The organism is Sphingomonas sp., from assembly GCF_019746665.1.
Lineage (GTDB): Bacteria > Pseudomonadota > Alphaproteobacteria > Sphingomonadales > Sphingomonadaceae > Sphingomonas.
On the sequence record NZ_JAIERS010000005.1, the window covers coordinates 161,266 to 179,173 of the forward strand.

A 17,908-nucleotide genomic window follows, 5' to 3' on the forward strand; every position below is an offset into this window, starting at 1 on the left:
CCGGTCTGCCGTTGTTTCCCCGATCGCGGTGGTCCCACGCTCCCTGCTACGCCATCCGTCGATGGCCATGCTCGCCCTAGCGCGATGTGGGCCTGCTGTCCATCCAACAGCCGGTCACGCTTCGATCCGCCAATCCCACCCCAGCGGATCGCCGTCCATCACCTCGACGCCCTGCCCGATCAGCGCGTCGCGGATCGCGTCGCTCGCGGCGAAATCCTTGGCCGCGCGCGCCTCGCGCCGTTCGGCCAGGCGTGCGGCAACCTCGTCGGGTGTCAGCGCCGCGTCGCGGGGCGTCACCCGCAGCGACTCGCGCGTCAGGGTCAGCAGTTCCAGCCCGAGCACCGCGTCGAACTGGGCGAGCGCCGCCGCCACCGCTGGGGCGGGCACGCGTTTGTCGGCGAGCAGTTCCTCAAGCGCCGGCAGCGCGCGCGCGGTGTTGAGATCGTCGGACACCGCCTCGTCGAGCGCCGCCAGATAGCGCCCGGCGGGGGCGGGATCGCCCGCCTCGATCGCGTCGGGCAACCGCCGCCGCGCCGCCATCACCAGCCGCTTCAGCCGGGTGAACGCGGCCGCCAATTGCTCCCAGCTGAATTCCAGCTCGCTGCGATAATGCGCCTGCAGGCACAGCAGCCGATAGGCGAGCGGGTGGTAGCCGCGATCGACCAGCACCTGCAGCCGCAGGAATTCGCCCGCCGATTTGGACATCTTGCCCGCGCGATCGAGCAGGAAGTTGTTGTGCATCCACAGCCGCGCGCCACTGTCGGCGCAGGCGCAATAGGCCTGGTTCTGCGCGATTTCGTTGGGGTGGTGGATCTCGCGGTGGTCGATCCCGCCGGTGTGGATGTCGAACGGGTGGCCGAGATGCTTCAGGCTCATCACCGAGCATTCGAGGTGCCAGCCCGGCGCGCCGCGGCCCCAGGGCGAGTCCCACGCCATCTGCCGGTTCTCGCCCGGCGCTTCCTTGCGCCAGATCGCGAAATCCTGGGGGTGGCGCTTGCCGGCGACGGGATCGATCCGGCTTTCTCCCGGCTCGTCGGCGCCGGCACGCGCGAGGCGGCCATAATCGGGCACGCTTGTCGCGTCGAAATAGAGGCCGGAGTCGAGCTCGTAGCAATGGCCGGGCGCGATTCTTTGCGCGAAGGCGATCATCTCGGCGATGTGATCGGTCGCGACCGACCAGATATAGGGCGGGGTGATATTGAGCCGCGCCACGTCGTCCTTGAATGCCGCGGTATAATGCGCCGCGATCTCCCAGATCGACTTGGCCTGCGCCTGCGCCGCGCGTTCCATCTTGTCGTCGCCGGCGTCGGCGTCGCTCGTCAGGTGGCCGACATCGGTGATGTTGATCACATGGCGCAGCGGCCAGCCCTTCCAGCGCAGCACGCGGCCGAGCGTGTCGGCGAACAGGAAGGCGCGCATGTTGCCGATATGCTGATAATTATAGACGGTCGGGCCGCAGGTGTAGACGCGCACGCACGCCGGATCGATCGGCGTGAAGGGTTCGAGCTGACGCGTGAGCGAGTTATAGAGGTGCAGGGGCCGGGTCATCGCCCCGCTTCATAGCGGGTGGGCGAGGGCGGGCAATCCTTGGCGATCGACATCGCGCGGCCGGGGCGGGTTCATGCTATCGCCCGCTAAAATGCTGACGAGGACCAGGCGATGCGCGATTGGCTGCCGGAAACACGGTACGCGGCACTGCTCATGGTGTTGATCTATGCCGGCTTCTCGATCCGTGACCTGATCGGCGCGCCGCACGGTCCTTGGATCGCCGGGCTGATCGCGCTGCCGGCCAGCATCATCGCCAGTCGTCTGTCGGGCATAGGTTCGCGGCGGCGGCCGCGCTGAACGCTTGCCTTTCCGGGGCTTTGCGCCTATGCGCCCGACTCTGCGGTGCGGAGCTTGCTTCGCGCCGGCCTATTTTCATGGATCGGAGATCGAGCGGTTTATGCAAATCATCGTGCGCGATAACAATGTCGACCAGGCGCTGCGGGCATTGAAGAAGAAGCTGCAGCGGGAAGGCGTGTATCGCGAGATGAAGCTGCGCCGCCATTACGAGAAGCCGAGCGAGAAGCGCGCGCGCGAGCGTGCCGCCGCTGTCCGCCGCGCCCGCAAGCTCGAGCGCAAGCGCATGGAGCGTGACGGCGCCAAGTAAGCGCCGCCTGCCCGAACGCGACCGATCCGAGCCAATCACCGTACCCGGCCCTCAAGGGAGCCCGCGATGACCGTCACCGCCTTGCCGATTCCGCCGACCAAGCGGAGCTTGCTCTATATGCTGTGGGCGGGGATCATCATCGCGGTGCTGGGCGGCATCGCGCTTGCGGCGATGACGGTGCCCGTCGATCCGAGCGCGCGTTTTCTGTCGCGCAACCGGCAGCAGCCCGGCGTGGTGCAAACCGCCTCGGGCCTTCAATATAAAGTGCTCCGCCCAGGTGCCGGTACGACCACGCCGACCGATAGCGACGTGGTGCTTGTCAATTACGAAGGCAAACTGCCCGACGGCAGCACCTTTGACAGATCCCCCCAGCCGACGCCCTTCGCGCCGACCGATGTCGTTCCCGGCTTTGGCGAAGCGGTGAAGCTGATGAAGAAGGGGGCGAAGTATCGCTTCTGGATCAAGCCGACGCTCGGTTATGGCGCCCCGCGCCCGGCCGGTGCGCCGCCGCTCCAGGGCAAGGCGGCCGAGCTCGCCCGCCAGGTGCTGATTTTCGATGTCGAGATGATCGACTTCCTGCCGCAAGATGTGGTGCGGCAGCGGGCGGAGCAGATGCGGGCATTGCAGCAGATGCAGGGGCTGCAAGAGCAGGGCGGGGCGGGGGCACCACGCTGAACGCGACGGGGCCGCTTACCGCACCCCATGGCATCGAGCGCCCTAGGGCATCAGGCGCCCGGATTACTCGGTTCAGCAATTGAGGCCATGTCGCCGGAAACGAATGGCTTATGTGGTGCTCCGACGAACGTACTGACGTAGCAGGCGCGCGAGACTGATTGTATGTGCGCCCTCATCCAGAACCGACATTCCGCGTCTTCTATCCGGCCAAGATCACATCCGAGATGAGAAGAGCATCCGGCCCGGGTCTGAACCATAATCAAGAAGACCATCCCGCGCCGACATTGATGGCATTATTGCCTAGTGGGAGATATCGCTACTTCCCAACACCTTCTTTATTGTCTTCCAGATAATAATCATATCAAATCCGAAGGAGCGTCGGCGCAGATATTCAGCGTCGTAATCGACCTTTTCCGGGATCGATAAGTTATCGCGACCGTTTACTTGTGCCCATCCGGTCAGGCCCGGACGTAACTCATGGACCTTTTGGGCGGTCCGCGCCGCGACCAGATCGTCCTGATTGAACAGTGCCGGACGCGGGCCGACGACTGCCATGTCCCCCGTCAGAATACACCAAAGCTGCGGCAGTTCATCAAGGCTTGATCGGCGCAGAAATCCGCCAATCGGCGTCAGCCAGCTTTCGCCGTCGCGCAGCAAATGGGTCGGCAGTGCCGGGGTGTCGATCCGCATCGAGCGGAATTTTGGCATCGCAAACAGGCAGTTGTAGCGGCCAACGCGCTGTGACCAGTAAAGAACCGGTCCGGGCGAGGTGAGCTTCACCGCGATCGCGACTAACGCCATCGGAATAGCGAACACGATCAAGGCAGCTAGCGCCAAAACGACATCAATCATCCGAGGCATTATTTTGCGCCCAGAATGTTTCGCAATGCGTTGATGACCCGGTCCACTTCGGCCGTGCTCATGTTCGAGCCGGAGGGCAGGCACAGGCCGGTGTCGAACAAGCGATCGCACACCGACTCATTGTCCGCGGTGACGTAGTCGCACCCGGCAAACACCGGTTGCCGGTGCATCGGCTTCCACAGAGGCCGAGCCTCGATCATTTCCGCAGCCAACCGCTCTACGATCGCTTTCGCCGTCAGGCCGTGAACGGTGGGATCGATCGTGCACGTTGACAGCCAGCGGGTCGAAAAACTCCACGCCGGCTCAGGCATCCAGGTGATTCCGGGAACGCCCTCCAACCCATCGACATAGGACTGGAAAACGGCACGCCGCTTGGCGATGCGCTCGTCGAGCACCTGCAACTGCCCACGGCCCACCCCCGCGAGGATGTTGGACATGCGGTAGTTATAGCCGATCACGCTGTGTTCGTAGTGCGGGGCGGGATCGCGCGCTTGGGTGGACAGGAAGCGGGCTCGGGCGATCAGATCGCCATCATCGCTGAGCAACATCCCACCGCCCGAGGTGGTGATGATCTTGTTGCCGTTGAAGGAGAAAGCGGCAAGTTTACCGAACGACCCGCTCTGGCGCCCCTTGTACGTTGCGCCCAGCGATTCCGCCGCGTCCTCCACCACCGGAATGCCATACGCGTCGCACAGCGCCAGGATCGGATCCATGTCGGCGCTTTGACCATAAAGGTTGACGACGATCACCGCCTTGGGAAGCTTACCCTGTGCCTTGGCCTTCGCCAGCGAACGTTCCAGCGCCTTGGGGCACATGTTCCAGCTGCTATCCTCGCAATCGATGAATACGGGGATAGCTCCTTGATACACGATCGGGTTGGCGCTGGCAGCAAAGGTGAAGCTGGAGCAGAATACGGTATCCCCGGCGCCTACGCCGAGCAGCACCATCGCGAGATGGATCGCGGCCGTCCCGGAAGAGAGCGCGGCTGCATGGCTGACTCCGGTCATGTCCGCGATCGTCCGTTCGAACGCATCGACATTGGGACCGAGCGGCGCAATCCAGTTGGTTCGGAAGGCTTCTTCCACAAAAGCGAGTTCGGTATCGCCCATATGCGGGGTTGAGAGCAGGATCGGCTTTTCAATGTCGCGCCGCTCAATCACGCGCACCACTTGTCCGTGGTCGTTGACGACGGGCAGGTGATTGATCTGGCGTTGATCCATGAGTTCTAAAGCGTCGCGTCTTGACGCCCGTTCGTTGATGACGAGCGAAGCGAGCGTTGGAAGCTCGGTTAGGCACGCATCCATTGGCAGACCCTTCAGGAGCAGGCGACGCAAGTCGCCGTCCGTGACCGTCCGCTCGAACCGCCCCTCGGCGTCGATCAGCAAAACCAAGCCGTGCCCGCTGCCATCGATCATGGCCAGTGCATCGCGAATGGTCGCTACGCGGGTTGTCGTTATGCCGCTCAAATCCTTCATTGTTGTTCCATTCTACGGGCAGGTATGCCGACCCAGGTGCCTCCTGACACCGGCGACGTGACGACCGCGCCGGCGCCGATCGTCGTTCCAGGGCCAACGGTGACCCCGGGAAGCACGACCGCGCCGGTGCCAATCAACGATCGCGCCCCGACACGGGCGCCGCCGCCCAACGTCGCGCGCGGCGCGACATGGACGAAATCCCCGATCTCGCAGTCATGCTCGACGACCGCGCCATGGTTGACGATGGTCGCCGCCCCGATCGTCGCGCGGGGCGCGATTACCGCCAACGCCGCGACGAAGGCGCCCTCGCCGATGGCGACGCTTTCCGCCACGATCGCCGCCGGATGGAGCACGGCGCAAGGTTGTGCGCCAGCTGTGACCGCCAAAACCGTAAGTTTCTCCCGCGCGGCCGAACTGCCCACGGCAACGTGAAAGGGCTGTCCCATGATCGCGGGCGTAACTTCCGGCACCTCTGCGACCAGGCCGAAGACCTGCATGTCGGGAACGGCATCGCGAAGAAGCAATCTTTCCAATGACATGCCGGCGCGCAGACAAGCGTCGACCACGACACTAGCATGGCCACCGGCTCCAAGAATGGTAATTGAAGAACCAGCCGGCAGCGTCGCCTCTGTCGGCCCAACGATGTGCACGCGCTGATCCTCCGTCCCCTCGCGCGGCTGCCTTAGCGGGGAACGGCGCTCAAAGACAACCCGATCGTTCCGATTGCCGCTGGCCGCCCGCGATGACCTTTCGTATAGGCCGCGCAAAGGTCTGCGACACATCAGGCCCCGGCTTTTTCCGTTTGGAGCGGACGTTGCGCAAAATCGTGTATGTCAGTGGGACTAGGGCGGATTTCGGGCTGATGCGCCATACACTTCTGACGATGGCTGCCTGCCCCGATCTGGATCTTTCGGTACTCGTCACCGGGATGCACCTGAGTTCCATTTATGGGCACACCGTTGACGAGATCGAGCAGTCGGGCCTGGTGGTTTGCGGCAGGGTTCCGGTATCGCTAGACGAGGCGACCGGCGCGGCCATGGCCCAGAATATCGGCCATTCGCTGATTGGGTTCACCCAGGTGCTTGCGAGCGACCGCCCCGACATCGTGCTGTTATTGGGCGATCGGGGTGAAATGCTGGCTGGTGCGATTGCCGCGATCCATCTCAACATTCCGGTCGCCCATGTTCATGGGGGAGAGCTTTCCGGCACGGTGGACGAGCCGGTCCGCCATGCCATCTCGAAGCTTTCGCATCTGCACTTCACCGCGACCGAGGCCAGCCGGGCAAGGCTGATCCGCATGGGCGAACGTGAGGATCGCATCTTTGCCGTCGGTGCTCCGGGCTTGGATGGCCTTGCCGACGCGCCATGCCCATCCCGCGCCGAATATTGCGCTCGATACGGCTTCGACCCGGCGTTGCCGTTGGCGCTTTTCGTCTATCACCCCGTTCTGCACGAGACGCAAACCGCGCGGGCCGATACAGAGCGATTGCTGGCCGTCCTCCAAGCCGGAGGGCTGCAAACCTTGGCGTTGATGCCGAATTCGGATGCCGGCAGCGATGATGTGCGCGCCGCCCTGCGCGCCGTCGAAGGCGCACCTTGGATTCGGATAGAAACCCATCTGCCCCGCCCGCATTTCATCGCCGCGATGGCGACGGTTGACGTGATGATCGGGAACAGCAGCTCGGGGATCATTGAAGCGGCGACGTTCGGCACGCCGGTGATCAACGTTGGCTCACGCCAGAATTTGCGTGAGCGCAACGGCAATGTGATCGACGTGCCTTGTGCGAGCGAGGCCATCACGACGGCGCTGGCGCGAATTCGCCAGCATGGCCGCTATCCGCGCGTGAACCTGTATGGCGATGGCAGTGCCGCCCACCGGATCAGCCGCATCTTGTCGGAAACGCCATTGCCCCCGGAGATGCTGATGAAATTGAACAGCTATTAGGTTTTTCATCGTCAAGGCGGGACGCTTCGATGCGATCGCCCGGGCTTGGAAGGCGGACGGGAGAAGGTCGACCCGACGGCGTCGAGCGTCGGTCTGATGGCCTATCCGACCGCGGCATTGCCTAGCGCTAGGCCAGAATGTCCCAAGTCAGCGGCTCGCCCGCTCCAACTGCTTGCGTCAGGCGCCTACCGGGAAGTTGATCGAGGTGTTTGGGGGCGATGCCCGTTGCCGGTCGAAGGAGAATGAGATCCTCGAGCTGAACGATCGCGCCCGCGGCCAGATCATGCCGGGCCATCACCGATCGACGGACGACCTTGCTGGTTTGGATTTCACTTGGGGTGGGCGCCTTTTCCGCCGAGCCCATGGCGACTTCGACCGTTCGAATCTGTGCCACCAGTTGCTGCAGCTCCTCCGGTGACAGCGACGCGCGGTGGTCCGGCCCCGGCAGCGCCCGATCAAGCGTGAAGTGTTTCTCGATAACGGTCGCCCCCAGCGCGACCGCGGCGGTCGAGACGGCAAGGCCAAGGGTATGGTCCGAATAGCCGATCGCCATGCCGGTTTCAGTCGCGATGGTGGTCATCGCGCGCAAGTTCACCTCCGCTGGATCGGCAGGGTAATTCGAGGTGCAATGCAGGACTGTCACTGCATCTGTGTTGCCTCTAACCTCGCGGATCGTTTCGAGCGCTTCGCCGATCTCTCCAAGCGTCGCCATCCCGGTCGAAAGAATAAGCGGTAGAGGTTTGCGTGCCAGATGGCGCAGAAAGGGCAAGTTGGTGATTTCGCCCGACGGGATCTTGATCCGCTTAACGCCCAGTGCAACCAGCATGTCCGCGGCATCTTCGTCGAACGGCGTCGACATGAATTCGATGCCGCGCGCATGGCAATGGTCGAAAAGCAGCTTATGATCGACGTCCGAAAGCTCCAAAGCTTTCAGCATGGCCCGTTGGCCGCCATCGCCGGTTTCGGTTTTCTGATATGCGGCTTTCTCGGCCAAGTTGCTGGCCAGCTTGTCGGCGTTGAAGCTTTGAAACTTGATCGCGTCCGCCCCCGCGTGAGCGGCGACATCGATCATTTCCATCGCGCGTGAAACCTCGCCGTTATGATTAACGCCGGCTTCGGCGATAATGAAAACAGGCATGGTATTCCCCCTGAAATTAGGTGCTAGCGCGCCTGAGGCGTCCAATCGAGTTCGCTGCGTGTGGCGCCTATATCGACCTCCAAATCGCCGAGCAATTGTTCACGCATGGCTGTGCGTCCGGTCAGCCTCAGCGCCAGATCGAGGGCTGCCGCAGGGATCGGCAGAAGCCGTGCGGGATGCCCTTCCGCAGCGGCGACGGCGCGGACGAGATCGGCCGTCGATCGCGTGATCCCGTCGCTGACAAGGAACGTCTTCCCGGCGGCGTTGGGATGATCCGCAACCAGCAGCAGGAACTTGGCGAGCACTTCCAGCGAAACCAGATCCCGGCGGTTGCCCGTTATCGCCCCAAACGGCAGCGGAATACCACGGCGCAGCAAGCCGGCGATCAGGCCGATATTGCCCTTCGCCCCCGGCCCAATCACCAGTGGTGGCCGGACGATAACGGTCTCTATCCCGTCGAGTTTGGCGAGACCCTGCTCTGCTTCGAACTTGGCGACCGCATAAGGCGAATGTGGCGCAGGTTCGTCGTCAGCGCGAAACGGGCGACCCTGGGTGCGTGCGCCGTTTACCCCAATCGACGAGACGAACACCATGCGCCGCACGCCAGCGGCCACGGCGGCGCGCGCTAGTGCCAGCGTGCCATCGCGGTTAACCGAGCGAAACACAGCCATCGGATCGTCTGCCGTATCGGCAAGAACATGCGCGCGGGCGGCACAGTGGATGACGGCATCCACGCCTTCCAACGCGGCGCCCCAATCGGTATCAGGGCCGATCTCGCCGACACTCGCCCTGGTTGCTTCGCGAACGTCGCGGCCTGCCTGCCGTGCCAGCCGGCAAACCGCCGCTCCGACGAAGCCCGCAGCGCCGGTGACTAACAGCGTCATGGCAGCAGGCCCTGCCGGCGCATGACGCCGACGAACCGTTCGGCACCTGCCATGCTGAGATGATTGTCATCGAAATACATCGATACTCCCCACGATCTAATGACCTATTTGTCTGACGACATCGGTTGAAAGACTTTTCTATAAACCAATTAAGGCATTAGTCCAAACATTCCCATTTGTCTAAAACAACAGTCCAAAATTTAAACATTACGAGGATTTTGAATAAGGACGGTACGGGCTGAGAGAAACGCAATGAGCATCCAGATATGACTAACAAGGCCATTGGAAAAGCCAAGCGGCGTGTTAACAGAACTAAAGCCAATGCCGAGGCTGATGAAGGGTGCCATAATTAGCCATCGTGGATCGCGACCGTCCCGCGTTCGGCGATAAACAAACCCCGCAAGTAATCCCCATATGAAAACAAAAATAAAACAGAAGTAACGGAAATCCACAAAAGCGGTCCCAAATGCGGACGGTAAGAATCCATACACGTTGAGATCAAGCAACTGCTGAAAACGGTCCGCAACAAAACCGGGGGCCAGTCGGCGCATGGTGGCGGTCACAAGATCGATGCCGTACACGCCGAAATGAGGAGGGCCACCATAATCCGTAAATATAACATTCGATATTACGATACCCTGCACCAAATACCACGTGAAAACAAATACGAGGTACAGATTCCCTTCGCCTATGAGAGATTTTAATACATCTGCATAATATCCTTCAAAGGTAACTCCCCAATTATATGCAGCATTATCAAAAGCCGCGCCCACGTTTTCCGCGCCACCGGCGCGAACAAAGAATACTTGAGAAAAATAATTGAGCGCAACGAGCATTACTAGGCCAAGCGCTATGTAGATACCGACGTTACGGCCTGAGCGCCCTCCAGCAGCGTGCGTTCGGGGATAGATTTGCTGGCGCAATCCAATGGCGAGGAACGCGATAAATATACCGACCGCAAGAGGTGCCCTTCCGCCCAACACGAGCGAAACCATAACAAGAGGAACAATTCCGAAGCCGATCAATCGAAATACAGATATCTTACGCGAAAAACCAATCTCTCTGACGAGATAAGAATAAGCTGAAGGATATAGCAAAAAGGCAATCTGAAATAAAAGACCAGCCCCTTCGCCTGTTCCCGAGAGCGTCGCTGTAACACGGTCACTCCGCTCGTAATATGCTGCCGTAAGGTCAACATAGTTATCACGTAGTAACTCTATGGCGAATAAAAAGCTGGCTATGATCGATGCGCCCCGCAATAGCCGATCGGTAATATGAAAATTGATAGCTATATTGGGTGCATATGAGTTACGCTTCATGGGAGCGGCAACTATAAGACTACCTATGCAGAAGGTTGCAATTAATGCCGCCAGCATAAAGTTGCCGTATAAACTCATAGTTCTGCCGGTTAAATGAAACGGCAAAATGACGAATGCACCCACTATGAACAGCCAAACGCGAATCATCAATGTTGCTGGATGTGCGCCCACTGATTCACTCCGTAATCACAGGAATGCTCAAATTCATGCGAGCTCTTCGCTGATTTCGGCAATTCAACACCCCGAATAGGGTCCAGAATGACAAGGTTCAATTCCAATAGACGCCGGTAAAATGGCGGATCCCATCGTCGCTCGAGTCGGTCGTAAAATCGGTTCGCGAAGGTGTAGTAGGCAGTCTCTGGATTGGGCGAGCTACCAAGGGACGGTCAGTCATACGCTCGCCCTTAACGCAAGGAGCCCCGGTTGCAAATTGCTGTTGGACGATACGGGTCGATGTGTGCCCTCGGCTGAGAGCCGTATCTGGAAGAGGGCACCCCATCGCCAGATCGAGCTTAATTACCCTTCCCCCTGTTTCATCGCCACCTCCCCAGCGCCCAGCAATGCCGCTATTCTCTCGCCCAGTGAATTGCCCAATGCCGGCACACGGGGATCGGCGCTGTCGGCACGATAGCCTTTGAACGACATGAACTCGCCGGCGAAACTGCCTTGCAGCAAATGCGTGATGATCCGACGTTGGCGGGCCGGCAAATCGGTAACCGGCGGGGTCGCTTCCACCCGTGCAGGCAGATCGGCAATGTCGCTCCGCGTCCGCACGAAGATGAAGTCATCGGGCGTCGTGAAGTAGGTTTCGGTGGTAATCGCCTTGAGCCCCAGCAAAGCAGCTTGCATGCCCAGCGTGCCGGTACAGGTGAAAGTGACACCTGCCTGCGCCAGCAATGCGTTGCCACTTACCTCATACGGCACCATCACCACGCCGGGCAGCGCCTTCAACCGATCGATCAACGCGCACTGGCGAAAGCCGAACTGCAGCGGATGATCCTTCACGATCACGCAATAGCCCGCCGCGCTAAACACCTGAGCGGTCTCCACCAGCATATTTTCATGATCGACCAGATCCAGATCGTCGATCCAATAATCGATCGATGCTTCAGGAAAAAGCTGTAGCGCAAGGAATAGACGTTTTTCCTTGGGATAGGCGGCGATCTTGGTTTGCCAATCGGCGTCTAGCAGCCGCAGGATCCGCAGGTCGCCCAACCTCGGCTTATGGCCAAGGAACGACTGGGCATCCATGTAGTGAAGGTTGAGCGGATCGCGCTTCAGCAGCGAGATCAGCCAGAATGCCACCCCGCGCAGCTTAAAGTAGGAGAATGTCTTGAGCCAGCGCCACGCCGAGTAGCGCTGCTGCCGCTGTACATATGCGGGCGTGAACAGTGGATCTGCAATTTCGCTCACCCGTGCCGTTACCGTTGCCGCATCAGGGAGATCGGGCGTCGTGATAAGGCGGCCACGGTAGAGCAGCATCGACATTGAGGCGATGGCGCTGGCCGTCACCTCGAAATAGGGAATACCTCGCGCCCGCGCGCGATATTCGAGCATGTCCATCACGTAGCGATCAATCGGCCAGCTAACGACCGCCCGAGGCTTCACCGCGTCCAGCACGGCGTCGCACGCCTCTGCCATCGCCAGGGCCATCGCGATTGCGCGCCGGCGGGGGAGCCAGCGCAGCAAACGGCATCGCGCAATCGCTGTCTCAACGATTTCCGCCGGCACAAGCGGGGACGAGGTGGCGGCGCTGCGGTAATGGCGTCGATAGGCGTTGTAGAAGGGGTCGACGAGATTATGATCCCCTTCACCGCGCAGGTCGGAAACGAGCACCGCATGTTCGAACCCCATCGCATTGCCGACAGCGCGCCACCAGGCTTCGCTGTTGTGAATTGAATAGATCAGAATGGTGCCAGGATGGGCCGGAGGGCTCATGCGTTATTAGCTTTCGGAAAAGGCGCGGACCGCGCGCTGAATTAGGAACAGATAGATCGCGGAAGTTATAGGCGTGGCAATGACGGCGCCGACAATGCCAAAGCGGTATACGCCGCCCGCCAGCAATATGCTGCCCACCGAGAACGCGATCAGCTGCTGGCGCCGAATGACGTCCTCGCGCATCCGTGCATTGGCAATCATGCCAACGAAATCGGCAACGACCCGAAGCAGGGCGCCAAGGGTGAGAACACCCCCATATATCAGCGAAAGATGGTAGCGCTGCGTGATCAGGCCGCCAGTGACAACGTCGACGCAAATGCCAACCGCGAATGCCAAGGATACTACCAATATAACATGAGTTATTTCTGGAAGTACGCGCTGAAATAGCTGAGCGTCGTCTTCCTCCTGCGCAGCGGCAAAAACTCGCGGCATAATCCGACCGTATGAGGCAACATTAAAATACTGATAGATGAAGGAAACAATTAGAATGTGGCGAAGATAAATCCCTGTCTGTTCGATAGGCAACAGCCAACCGATAATGAGGCGGTCGCTTTGCAGTGCCAGAATTGCAATAAGCCCGATCTGAAAATGGGTGAAGGAGGCGCGATGTTGGCGGAACACCCGTTGCCAACCGTTCAATCCATCGTCAACAGGCGCGGGGCGTCGCCGGTGAAGCCACAGCCCGAAAACGGCAACTGCGCAAACCGCTTGCCCAATCGCCCAACTCGCGAGCGCATAGTCCAGTGTCAGCCGGCTTGGAAAGAACAGGATATAGGGCAGCACCGCGAGCAGCACCGCCACGTTCTTTGCCGCGACGATCGCCAGAAAGGGTGTATAGCGGTTGGAAATCAGGGCCATCTGATAGGTTTGATTGGCAACGTGTTCGCAGCTGACGATCACCGCCGCCAATCCCAACTGCATGGGCGTGAGCTTTGCCATGCCGCCCACAACAAGCAGGAACAGCGGCATCATTATCACTTGGTTGAAACCCCAGAAGGGGAGGGCGACTTTTACCGCCCGGTCGAACACCGCATCAGAATCGCCGGCGTGCCGGCGCTGAATGTCCACCTGCCGTTCCCAGTTGAAAGCGAAAGCGAACAGCCCAATCCAAGTGGCCGTAATGCCAAACTGTCCGGCACCACCCAAGCTAAGCGAGTAGCTGGTTCCTACCACGAACAGGGCGCGGGAGAGTACTTCCAGAAACTTGATCGTAACCAGGTACATTGGGATAGGGCTGCGTCTACCACGCCGTCCAGCCGCCATCGGCGGCCAGCACCTGTCCCGTCACGTAACGCGAAGCCGGCGAGGCAAGGAACAGGAAGGGTTCGACGATCTCGTCAGCGGTCGCCATGCGGCCCAGCGGCACGCGCGCCGCGTAGCGTTCAGCGAATACACCATTTTGACCCGACGAAACCCCGCCGGGCACCAGCGCATTCACCCGAATGTCGTGCCGCGCCCAGTATGTGGCGAGCCACCGGGTAAGTCCAATCACCGCTGCCTTCGAGGCGGAGTAAACGGCCGGCGTGTTGATCGGCCCGCCCAGATAGTCCGAGCCTTCGTAGATGCGCGCATCGGGACCAACCAGGCCGTAGATGGACGAGGTCTGGATGATCGCACCACCGCGGCCGCCGGCAACCATCACCGCGCCGGCTGCCTGGGCCATCAAGAACATGCCGTCGATGTTGACGGACATGACTTCCCGCCAGGTTTCGAGGCGATATTCCTCGAAAGGGGTGAAAAAGGCCCGTACGTCACCGGTTTTGGTCGCCGCGTTGTTCGCGAGAATGTCGATCCGGCCGAAACGGTCCACGATGGCATCCACACAGCGTCGCACGGAATCCGGATCGGCGACATTACATGTGAAAGGCGTCGCCCCGTGGCCGATTTCCCTCGCGACAGCTTCGGCCGCGTCGCCAAAAAGATCGACGACAGCTACTTGCGCGCCAGCATCTGCCAATCGCGCGCAAAACTTTCGTCCAAGAATGCCGCCGCCGCCGGTGACCACGGCGACTTGCCCATCGAGCCGATTATCCATCAGTTATGCGACCGGAAGACGGGCTTTACGGCGGGCCCCTCAAGCAGCCCGTCGATTCCATCGCTGAGCGCGTTGGCATAAACGGCCATGGCCCCGTCCAATGCGTCCAGGGTCAAAGCTAGCTCGTCGGCGCCATGTGCTTGCGCGAAAGCGAGCCACGGCATCATCACGCCGCGCTTGAGCATTTCCTGAGCGAGCAACGTACGCATAGCGGGCGAGGGGGCGCCGTCTGCGCCGCGCGTCACGTAATTCAGCGCGACCGCCGGCCCTTCAAGCACAAGATGATCCGCCAGGCCATGCCTTGCCGCACAATCTTCCCAACCCGCGCGGAACCGCGCGCCATAGGCCCACAAATGCCCCGCCACATCCTCGGTTTCGTTGATCTCGGTGGCAGCGATGAACGCGCCCAAGGCGGGCATCTCGCCACCATGGGTTGATGACAGGAGGAAGGTACGCTCCATCCCCGGCTCGTCGATTGCGCCGACCTTCATGAACTCGCGCTTTCCGGTGACCGCGGCCAACGAGAACCCATTCGCCATCGCCTTGCCGAAGGTGGAAAGGTCGGGCTCGATCCCGAAAAAGGCCTGGGCGCCGCGCAAATTCCAGCGAAAGCCGGTGATCATCTCGTCCAGGATGAACAGTGCGCCATGGCGATGCGCGAGGTGCCGCGCGCGATGCAGGAAATTGCCGGCGGCGTTGGGGCAAGCGGCGCAGGACGTGGCGGGCCAGTTCGATACCGTTGCACAACCGCGACAGGGAAGAATGTGCGTTGCCGGCTCCATCATCACGGCGGCGATTTCCGATCCATGGGCATCGAACAACGCCTCAAGGCTCGCCATGTCGTTATAGTCGAACACCAAGGTGGACGATACCTGCGGCGCATCTACCCCGCGCTGGATGGGTGTCGTGCCGATGAACCAATCGTCGAACGAAAAAAATGGGTGTTGCCGGGGAACGCAGACATAGCGTCGCCGGGTATAGGCGCGCGCGATCTTGACGGCCGCGGTGGTCACGTTCGAGCCATTCTTGGCGAACTTCACCATTTCAGCGCTGGGGATCAGCGAGGTTAGACGTTCGGCGGCTTCCAACTCGATCGTCGATGCGCGCGTCAGGTTCACGCCGTTATCGATTTGCGCGATCGCTGCCCTGTTCACACGCTCATCGGCGTAGCCGATAGTGACGGCCCGTAGCGCCATGCCGTAATCGAGATACCGATTGCCCTGCGTATCCCATACATAGGCGCCTTTGCCGCGCGCCAGCACCGGCGGCGCGATGGCGGGAAACTGGTCGTCACCGCGGGAATAGGTGTGCGCACCGCCCGGGATCGCCCGGTGGAGCCGGGCGCGGAGCGCGGCAAAGTCGCCTTTAGTGTTCGAACGGCTGTCTGTCATGCGATTACCCGTTGATGGCGCCAAAGCGGATAGGGGGCGGAATTGGCCTTCGCCACTGCGGCAGGTGGCCGGCCGATGTAAAGCGTGCCGGCGGGTACATCTCGGTCAAGCACCAGGCTTTCGGTGGCGATTTGGCAATGGTCACCAATCATGGAACGACCCAGTACCGCCGCTCCCGGGCGCAGTGTCACGTGCTTGCCGAAGGTAGGATAAACATCGCGGTTCGAACCTACGCCCACGCGTTGATAAGCGACAAAGTAATCGCCGTAGTTCGCGCGCCCAAGCACGGTTCCGAGCGGATGCACCACCAAGAAAATGCTTGGCAGTGTCACCTCATAAAAAATGTCGCAGCCATGAAGCGCTTTGTTCAGCATAAAGAGCTTGGCGGACAGCGACGACGGCGCACCTTGCCGGTACAACTCGTTGCTTAAGATATACAGCCACATGCAATATTGATCACCGTGAAGGTGATTGAAAACCGCTGCCTGGCCGTCAAAAAAATACTTATTATCAATAGCTTGAAAGCAATACTCCAACCTTCCCAGCGCGGCGGGAATCGCTGACATCAGATCGTCTGGCGATACATCCTCGCCGTCGGGCAAAACGTTGTTGCACTGGCGCGCGGCCAAGCTTGCGAGCCGCTCTGCAGGCAACGATGCGCGCAGCTGGAGCACTAGGAGCGGCTGCCTTTCTGGCTGCGTACGGGTACGCCATTGGTGTTTAGATAAGTGCGTACCTTGATCGGCGAATGATCGGTGAAAATGAACATAGACGAAATCGTGATCGCCGACGCCCCAGCATCGAGCGCCGCCTTGCAATCGGCCAGGCTTCCCGCCCCGGACGAGGCGATCAACGGCACGTTCAAGCGATCGGAAAGGGCGGCGATCAGGTCGAGATCATAGCCGGTCATCATGCCGTCGCGGTCGATCGAGCTAAGCAGGATCTCTCCGGCATGGGCGTCTTGCAGGCGTAGTGCCCAGTCGATCGCATCTTGACCGACCGCGGTTTGTCCACCCGCCGCGAAAACGGGGCGGCTACCGTCGGACAACTGGCGATAATCAATCGACGCGACAATGCACTGGTCGCCAAAGCGGCTGGCGGCACGGGTAACGAAGCCCGGATCAGCAGCGGCAGCGGAGTTAATGCTCACCTTGTCGGCGCCGGCTTTCAGCAGCGCCTCGATTTCGTCCAAGCTGCGCACGCCACCGCCGACGGTGAACGGGATGAAAACCTCTTCGGCGACACGTTCGATGACCGAAGATGCGACCACCCTGCCTTCCCGTGTCGCGTCGATATCGAGGAAGATCAGTTCGTCGATACCGTAGCTGTCATATACCTTGGCAGTCGAAACCGGATTGCCGGCCTCACGCTGATCGTCGTCGAAGCGCCGGAGCTTGACGAGCCGCCCGCCACGGATCAGAAACTTTGGAATGATACGCTTTTTCAGCATGTTAAAATTCGCGGTTCAGCCAGTTGGTCAATAGCTGCAGGCCATTGTCCTGGCTCTTCTCGGGGTGAAACTGAGTGGCGACAAGGTTGCCGCGGGCAACAGCTGCAGTGAATGTGCCGCCATGTTCACAGGTGGCGGCGCAATCGACGGAGTCGTGGCAGACCATGTGGAACGAATGGACGAAATAAAAGTCGCTCTCGCCAGCCGGGAGCCCGTCGAACAGCCAATCGTGCGCGGGCATCGGCGTGATTGCGTTCCAGCCGACATGGGGCACTTTGGAGGGTGGGGTAGGGCGCATCGGCAAGACCTCCGCGTCGAGCCAGCCCAGCCCCTCGTGAACGCCGTGCTCTAGGCTCCGTTTGGCGAACAGCTGCATCCCAAGGCACACGCCAAGGACCGGCTTGCGTTCCTCCAGCGCGAGCCGATCGAGCAACGGCCGTAAACCGCTGGCATTGATCGCCGCCATCGCATCACCAAACGCGCCAACGCCGGGCAGCAGCAATCGATCGGCGTCGGCGAGCGCGCCGGGGTCCTTCGTCAGCACAACGTCGTTGCCCACATATTCCAAGGCGTTTGACAGCGAACGGACATTGCCCATGCCGTAATCAATGATTGCCGTGGTCATGGCGCGCGTTTACTCGCGCC

Annotated in this window: 18 protein-coding genes; 4 read left to right on the forward strand and 14 right to left on the reverse strand. The window is 60.7% G+C overall.

The features are described from left to right. Nucleotides 1-114 precede the first annotated feature (114 nt). Nucleotides 115-1,548: a cysteine--tRNA ligase gene (cysS, locus tag K2X73_RS03675; RefSeq protein WP_294108658.1), complete on the reverse strand. Its 1,434-nt coding sequence runs from the start codon at nt 1,546-1,548 to the stop codon at nt 115-117. Between the two features lie 111 nt (nt 1,549-1,659). Here cysS and K2X73_RS03680 point away from each other — a divergent pair, with 111 nt between their 5' ends. The 3 genes from K2X73_RS03680 to K2X73_RS03690 all read left to right on the forward strand — a co-directional run bounded on the left by K2X73_RS03680 (nt 1,660) and on the right by K2X73_RS03690 (nt 2,827). Beyond that, nucleotides 1,660-1,845, forward strand: a complete 186-nt coding sequence (locus tag K2X73_RS03680; protein ID WP_294108660.1) for a hypothetical protein — start codon at nt 1,660-1,662, stop codon at nt 1,843-1,845. A 100-nt stretch (nt 1,846-1,945) separates the two neighbouring features. Then, the gene (rpsU, locus tag K2X73_RS03685; RefSeq protein ID WP_056428702.1) at nt 1,946-2,152 is read left to right on the forward strand and encodes a 30S ribosomal protein S21; all 207 of its coding nucleotides are present in this window, start codon (nt 1,946-1,948) and stop codon (nt 2,150-2,152) included. A gap of 66 nt (nt 2,153-2,218) precedes the next feature. Then, nucleotides 2,219-2,827 carry an FKBP-type peptidyl-prolyl cis-trans isomerase gene (locus K2X73_RS03690; RefSeq protein ID WP_294108672.1) on the forward strand — a complete coding sequence of 203 codons (609 nt, stop codon included), beginning with the start codon at nt 2,219-2,221 and terminating at the stop codon, nt 2,825-2,827. Nucleotides 2,828-3,127: 300 nt separating this feature from the next. Here K2X73_RS03690 and K2X73_RS03695 read toward each other — a convergent pair whose 3' ends face one another. The 3 genes from K2X73_RS03695 to K2X73_RS03705 are packed head-to-tail and all read right to left on the reverse strand — an operon-like array spanning nt 3,128 to nt 5,813. Next, nucleotides 3,128-3,679 (reverse strand): sugar transferase, encoded by a 552-nt coding sequence (locus K2X73_RS03695; protein ID WP_294108674.1) that lies wholly within the window; start codon nt 3,677-3,679, stop codon nt 3,128-3,130. 8 nt (nt 3,680-3,687) lie between these two features. Continuing rightward, nucleotides 3,688-5,163, reverse strand: coding sequence for an aminotransferase class I/II-fold pyridoxal phosphate-dependent enzyme (locus K2X73_RS03700; protein WP_294108676.1), 1,476 nt, complete (start codon nt 5,161-5,163; stop codon nt 3,688-3,690). Further along, nucleotides 5,160-5,813, reverse strand: coding sequence for an acetyltransferase (locus K2X73_RS03705; RefSeq protein WP_294108678.1), 654 nt, complete (start codon nt 5,811-5,813; stop codon nt 5,160-5,162). Before K2X73_RS03705 ends, K2X73_RS03700 begins: the two co-directional genes overlap by 4 nt. Before the next feature lie 92 nt (nt 5,814-5,905). Between K2X73_RS03705 and neuC the strand changes: the two genes are divergently transcribed. Continuing rightward, a complete protein-coding gene (neuC, locus tag K2X73_RS03710) occupies nt 5,906-7,108 on the forward strand; it encodes a UDP-N-acetylglucosamine 2-epimerase (protein WP_294108679.1) in 1,203 nt (400 codons plus the stop codon). A 127-nt stretch (nt 7,109-7,235) separates the two neighbouring features. On the opposite strand, the gene neuB is transcribed toward neuC, so the two are convergent. The 10 genes from neuB to hisH all read right to left on the reverse strand — a co-directional run bounded on the left by neuB (nt 7,236) and on the right by hisH (nt 17,888). Beyond that, entirely contained in the window at nt 7,236-8,246 is a 1,011-nt protein-coding gene (gene neuB / locus K2X73_RS03715) for an N-acetylneuraminate synthase (RefSeq protein WP_294108681.1), read from the reverse strand. A 23-nt stretch (nt 8,247-8,269) separates the two neighbouring features. Next, a complete protein-coding gene (locus tag K2X73_RS03720; protein WP_294108683.1) occupies nt 8,270-9,130 on the reverse strand; it encodes an NAD-dependent epimerase/dehydratase family protein in 861 nt (286 codons plus the stop codon). A 200-nt stretch (nt 9,131-9,330) separates the two neighbouring features. Beyond that, nucleotides 9,331-10,620: a hypothetical protein gene (locus K2X73_RS03725; RefSeq protein ID WP_294108685.1), complete on the reverse strand. Its 1,290-nt coding sequence runs from the start codon at nt 10,618-10,620 to the stop codon at nt 9,331-9,333. 345 nt (nt 10,621-10,965) lie between these two features. Then, nucleotides 10,966-12,387: a hypothetical protein gene (locus K2X73_RS03730; RefSeq protein ID WP_294108687.1), complete on the reverse strand. Its 1,422-nt coding sequence runs from the start codon at nt 12,385-12,387 to the stop codon at nt 10,966-10,968. Between the two features lie 6 nt (nt 12,388-12,393). Beyond that, nucleotides 12,394-13,611: a hypothetical protein gene (locus tag K2X73_RS03735; RefSeq protein ID WP_294108688.1), complete on the reverse strand. Its 1,218-nt coding sequence runs from the start codon at nt 13,609-13,611 to the stop codon at nt 12,394-12,396. A gap of 16 nt (nt 13,612-13,627) precedes the next feature. Further along, nucleotides 13,628-14,422: an SDR family oxidoreductase gene (locus K2X73_RS03740; RefSeq protein WP_294108690.1), complete on the reverse strand. Its 795-nt coding sequence runs from the start codon at nt 14,420-14,422 to the stop codon at nt 13,628-13,630. Then, on the reverse strand, nt 14,422-15,813 hold the full coding sequence (locus K2X73_RS03745; protein ID WP_294108692.1) for a glutamate-1-semialdehyde 2,1-aminomutase: 1,392 nt from the start codon (nt 15,811-15,813) through the stop codon (nt 14,422-14,424). Before K2X73_RS03745 ends, K2X73_RS03740 begins: the two co-directional genes overlap by 1 nt. Continuing rightward, nucleotides 15,810-16,487: a hypothetical protein gene (locus K2X73_RS03750; protein ID WP_294108693.1), complete on the reverse strand. Its 678-nt coding sequence runs from the start codon at nt 16,485-16,487 to the stop codon at nt 15,810-15,812. The genes K2X73_RS03745 and K2X73_RS03750 overlap by 4 nt, the downstream gene beginning before the upstream one ends. Continuing rightward, nucleotides 16,487-17,263: an imidazole glycerol phosphate synthase cyclase subunit gene (locus K2X73_RS03755; RefSeq protein WP_294108694.1), complete on the reverse strand. Its 777-nt coding sequence runs from the start codon at nt 17,261-17,263 to the stop codon at nt 16,487-16,489. Before K2X73_RS03755 ends, K2X73_RS03750 begins: the two co-directional genes overlap by 1 nt. Before the next feature lies 1 nt (nt 17,264). Next, nucleotides 17,265-17,888 carry an imidazole glycerol phosphate synthase subunit HisH gene (hisH, locus tag K2X73_RS03760; protein ID WP_294108695.1) on the reverse strand — a complete coding sequence of 208 codons (624 nt, stop codon included), beginning with the start codon at nt 17,886-17,888 and terminating at the stop codon, nt 17,265-17,267. Nucleotides 17,889-17,908 lie beyond the last annotated feature (20 nt).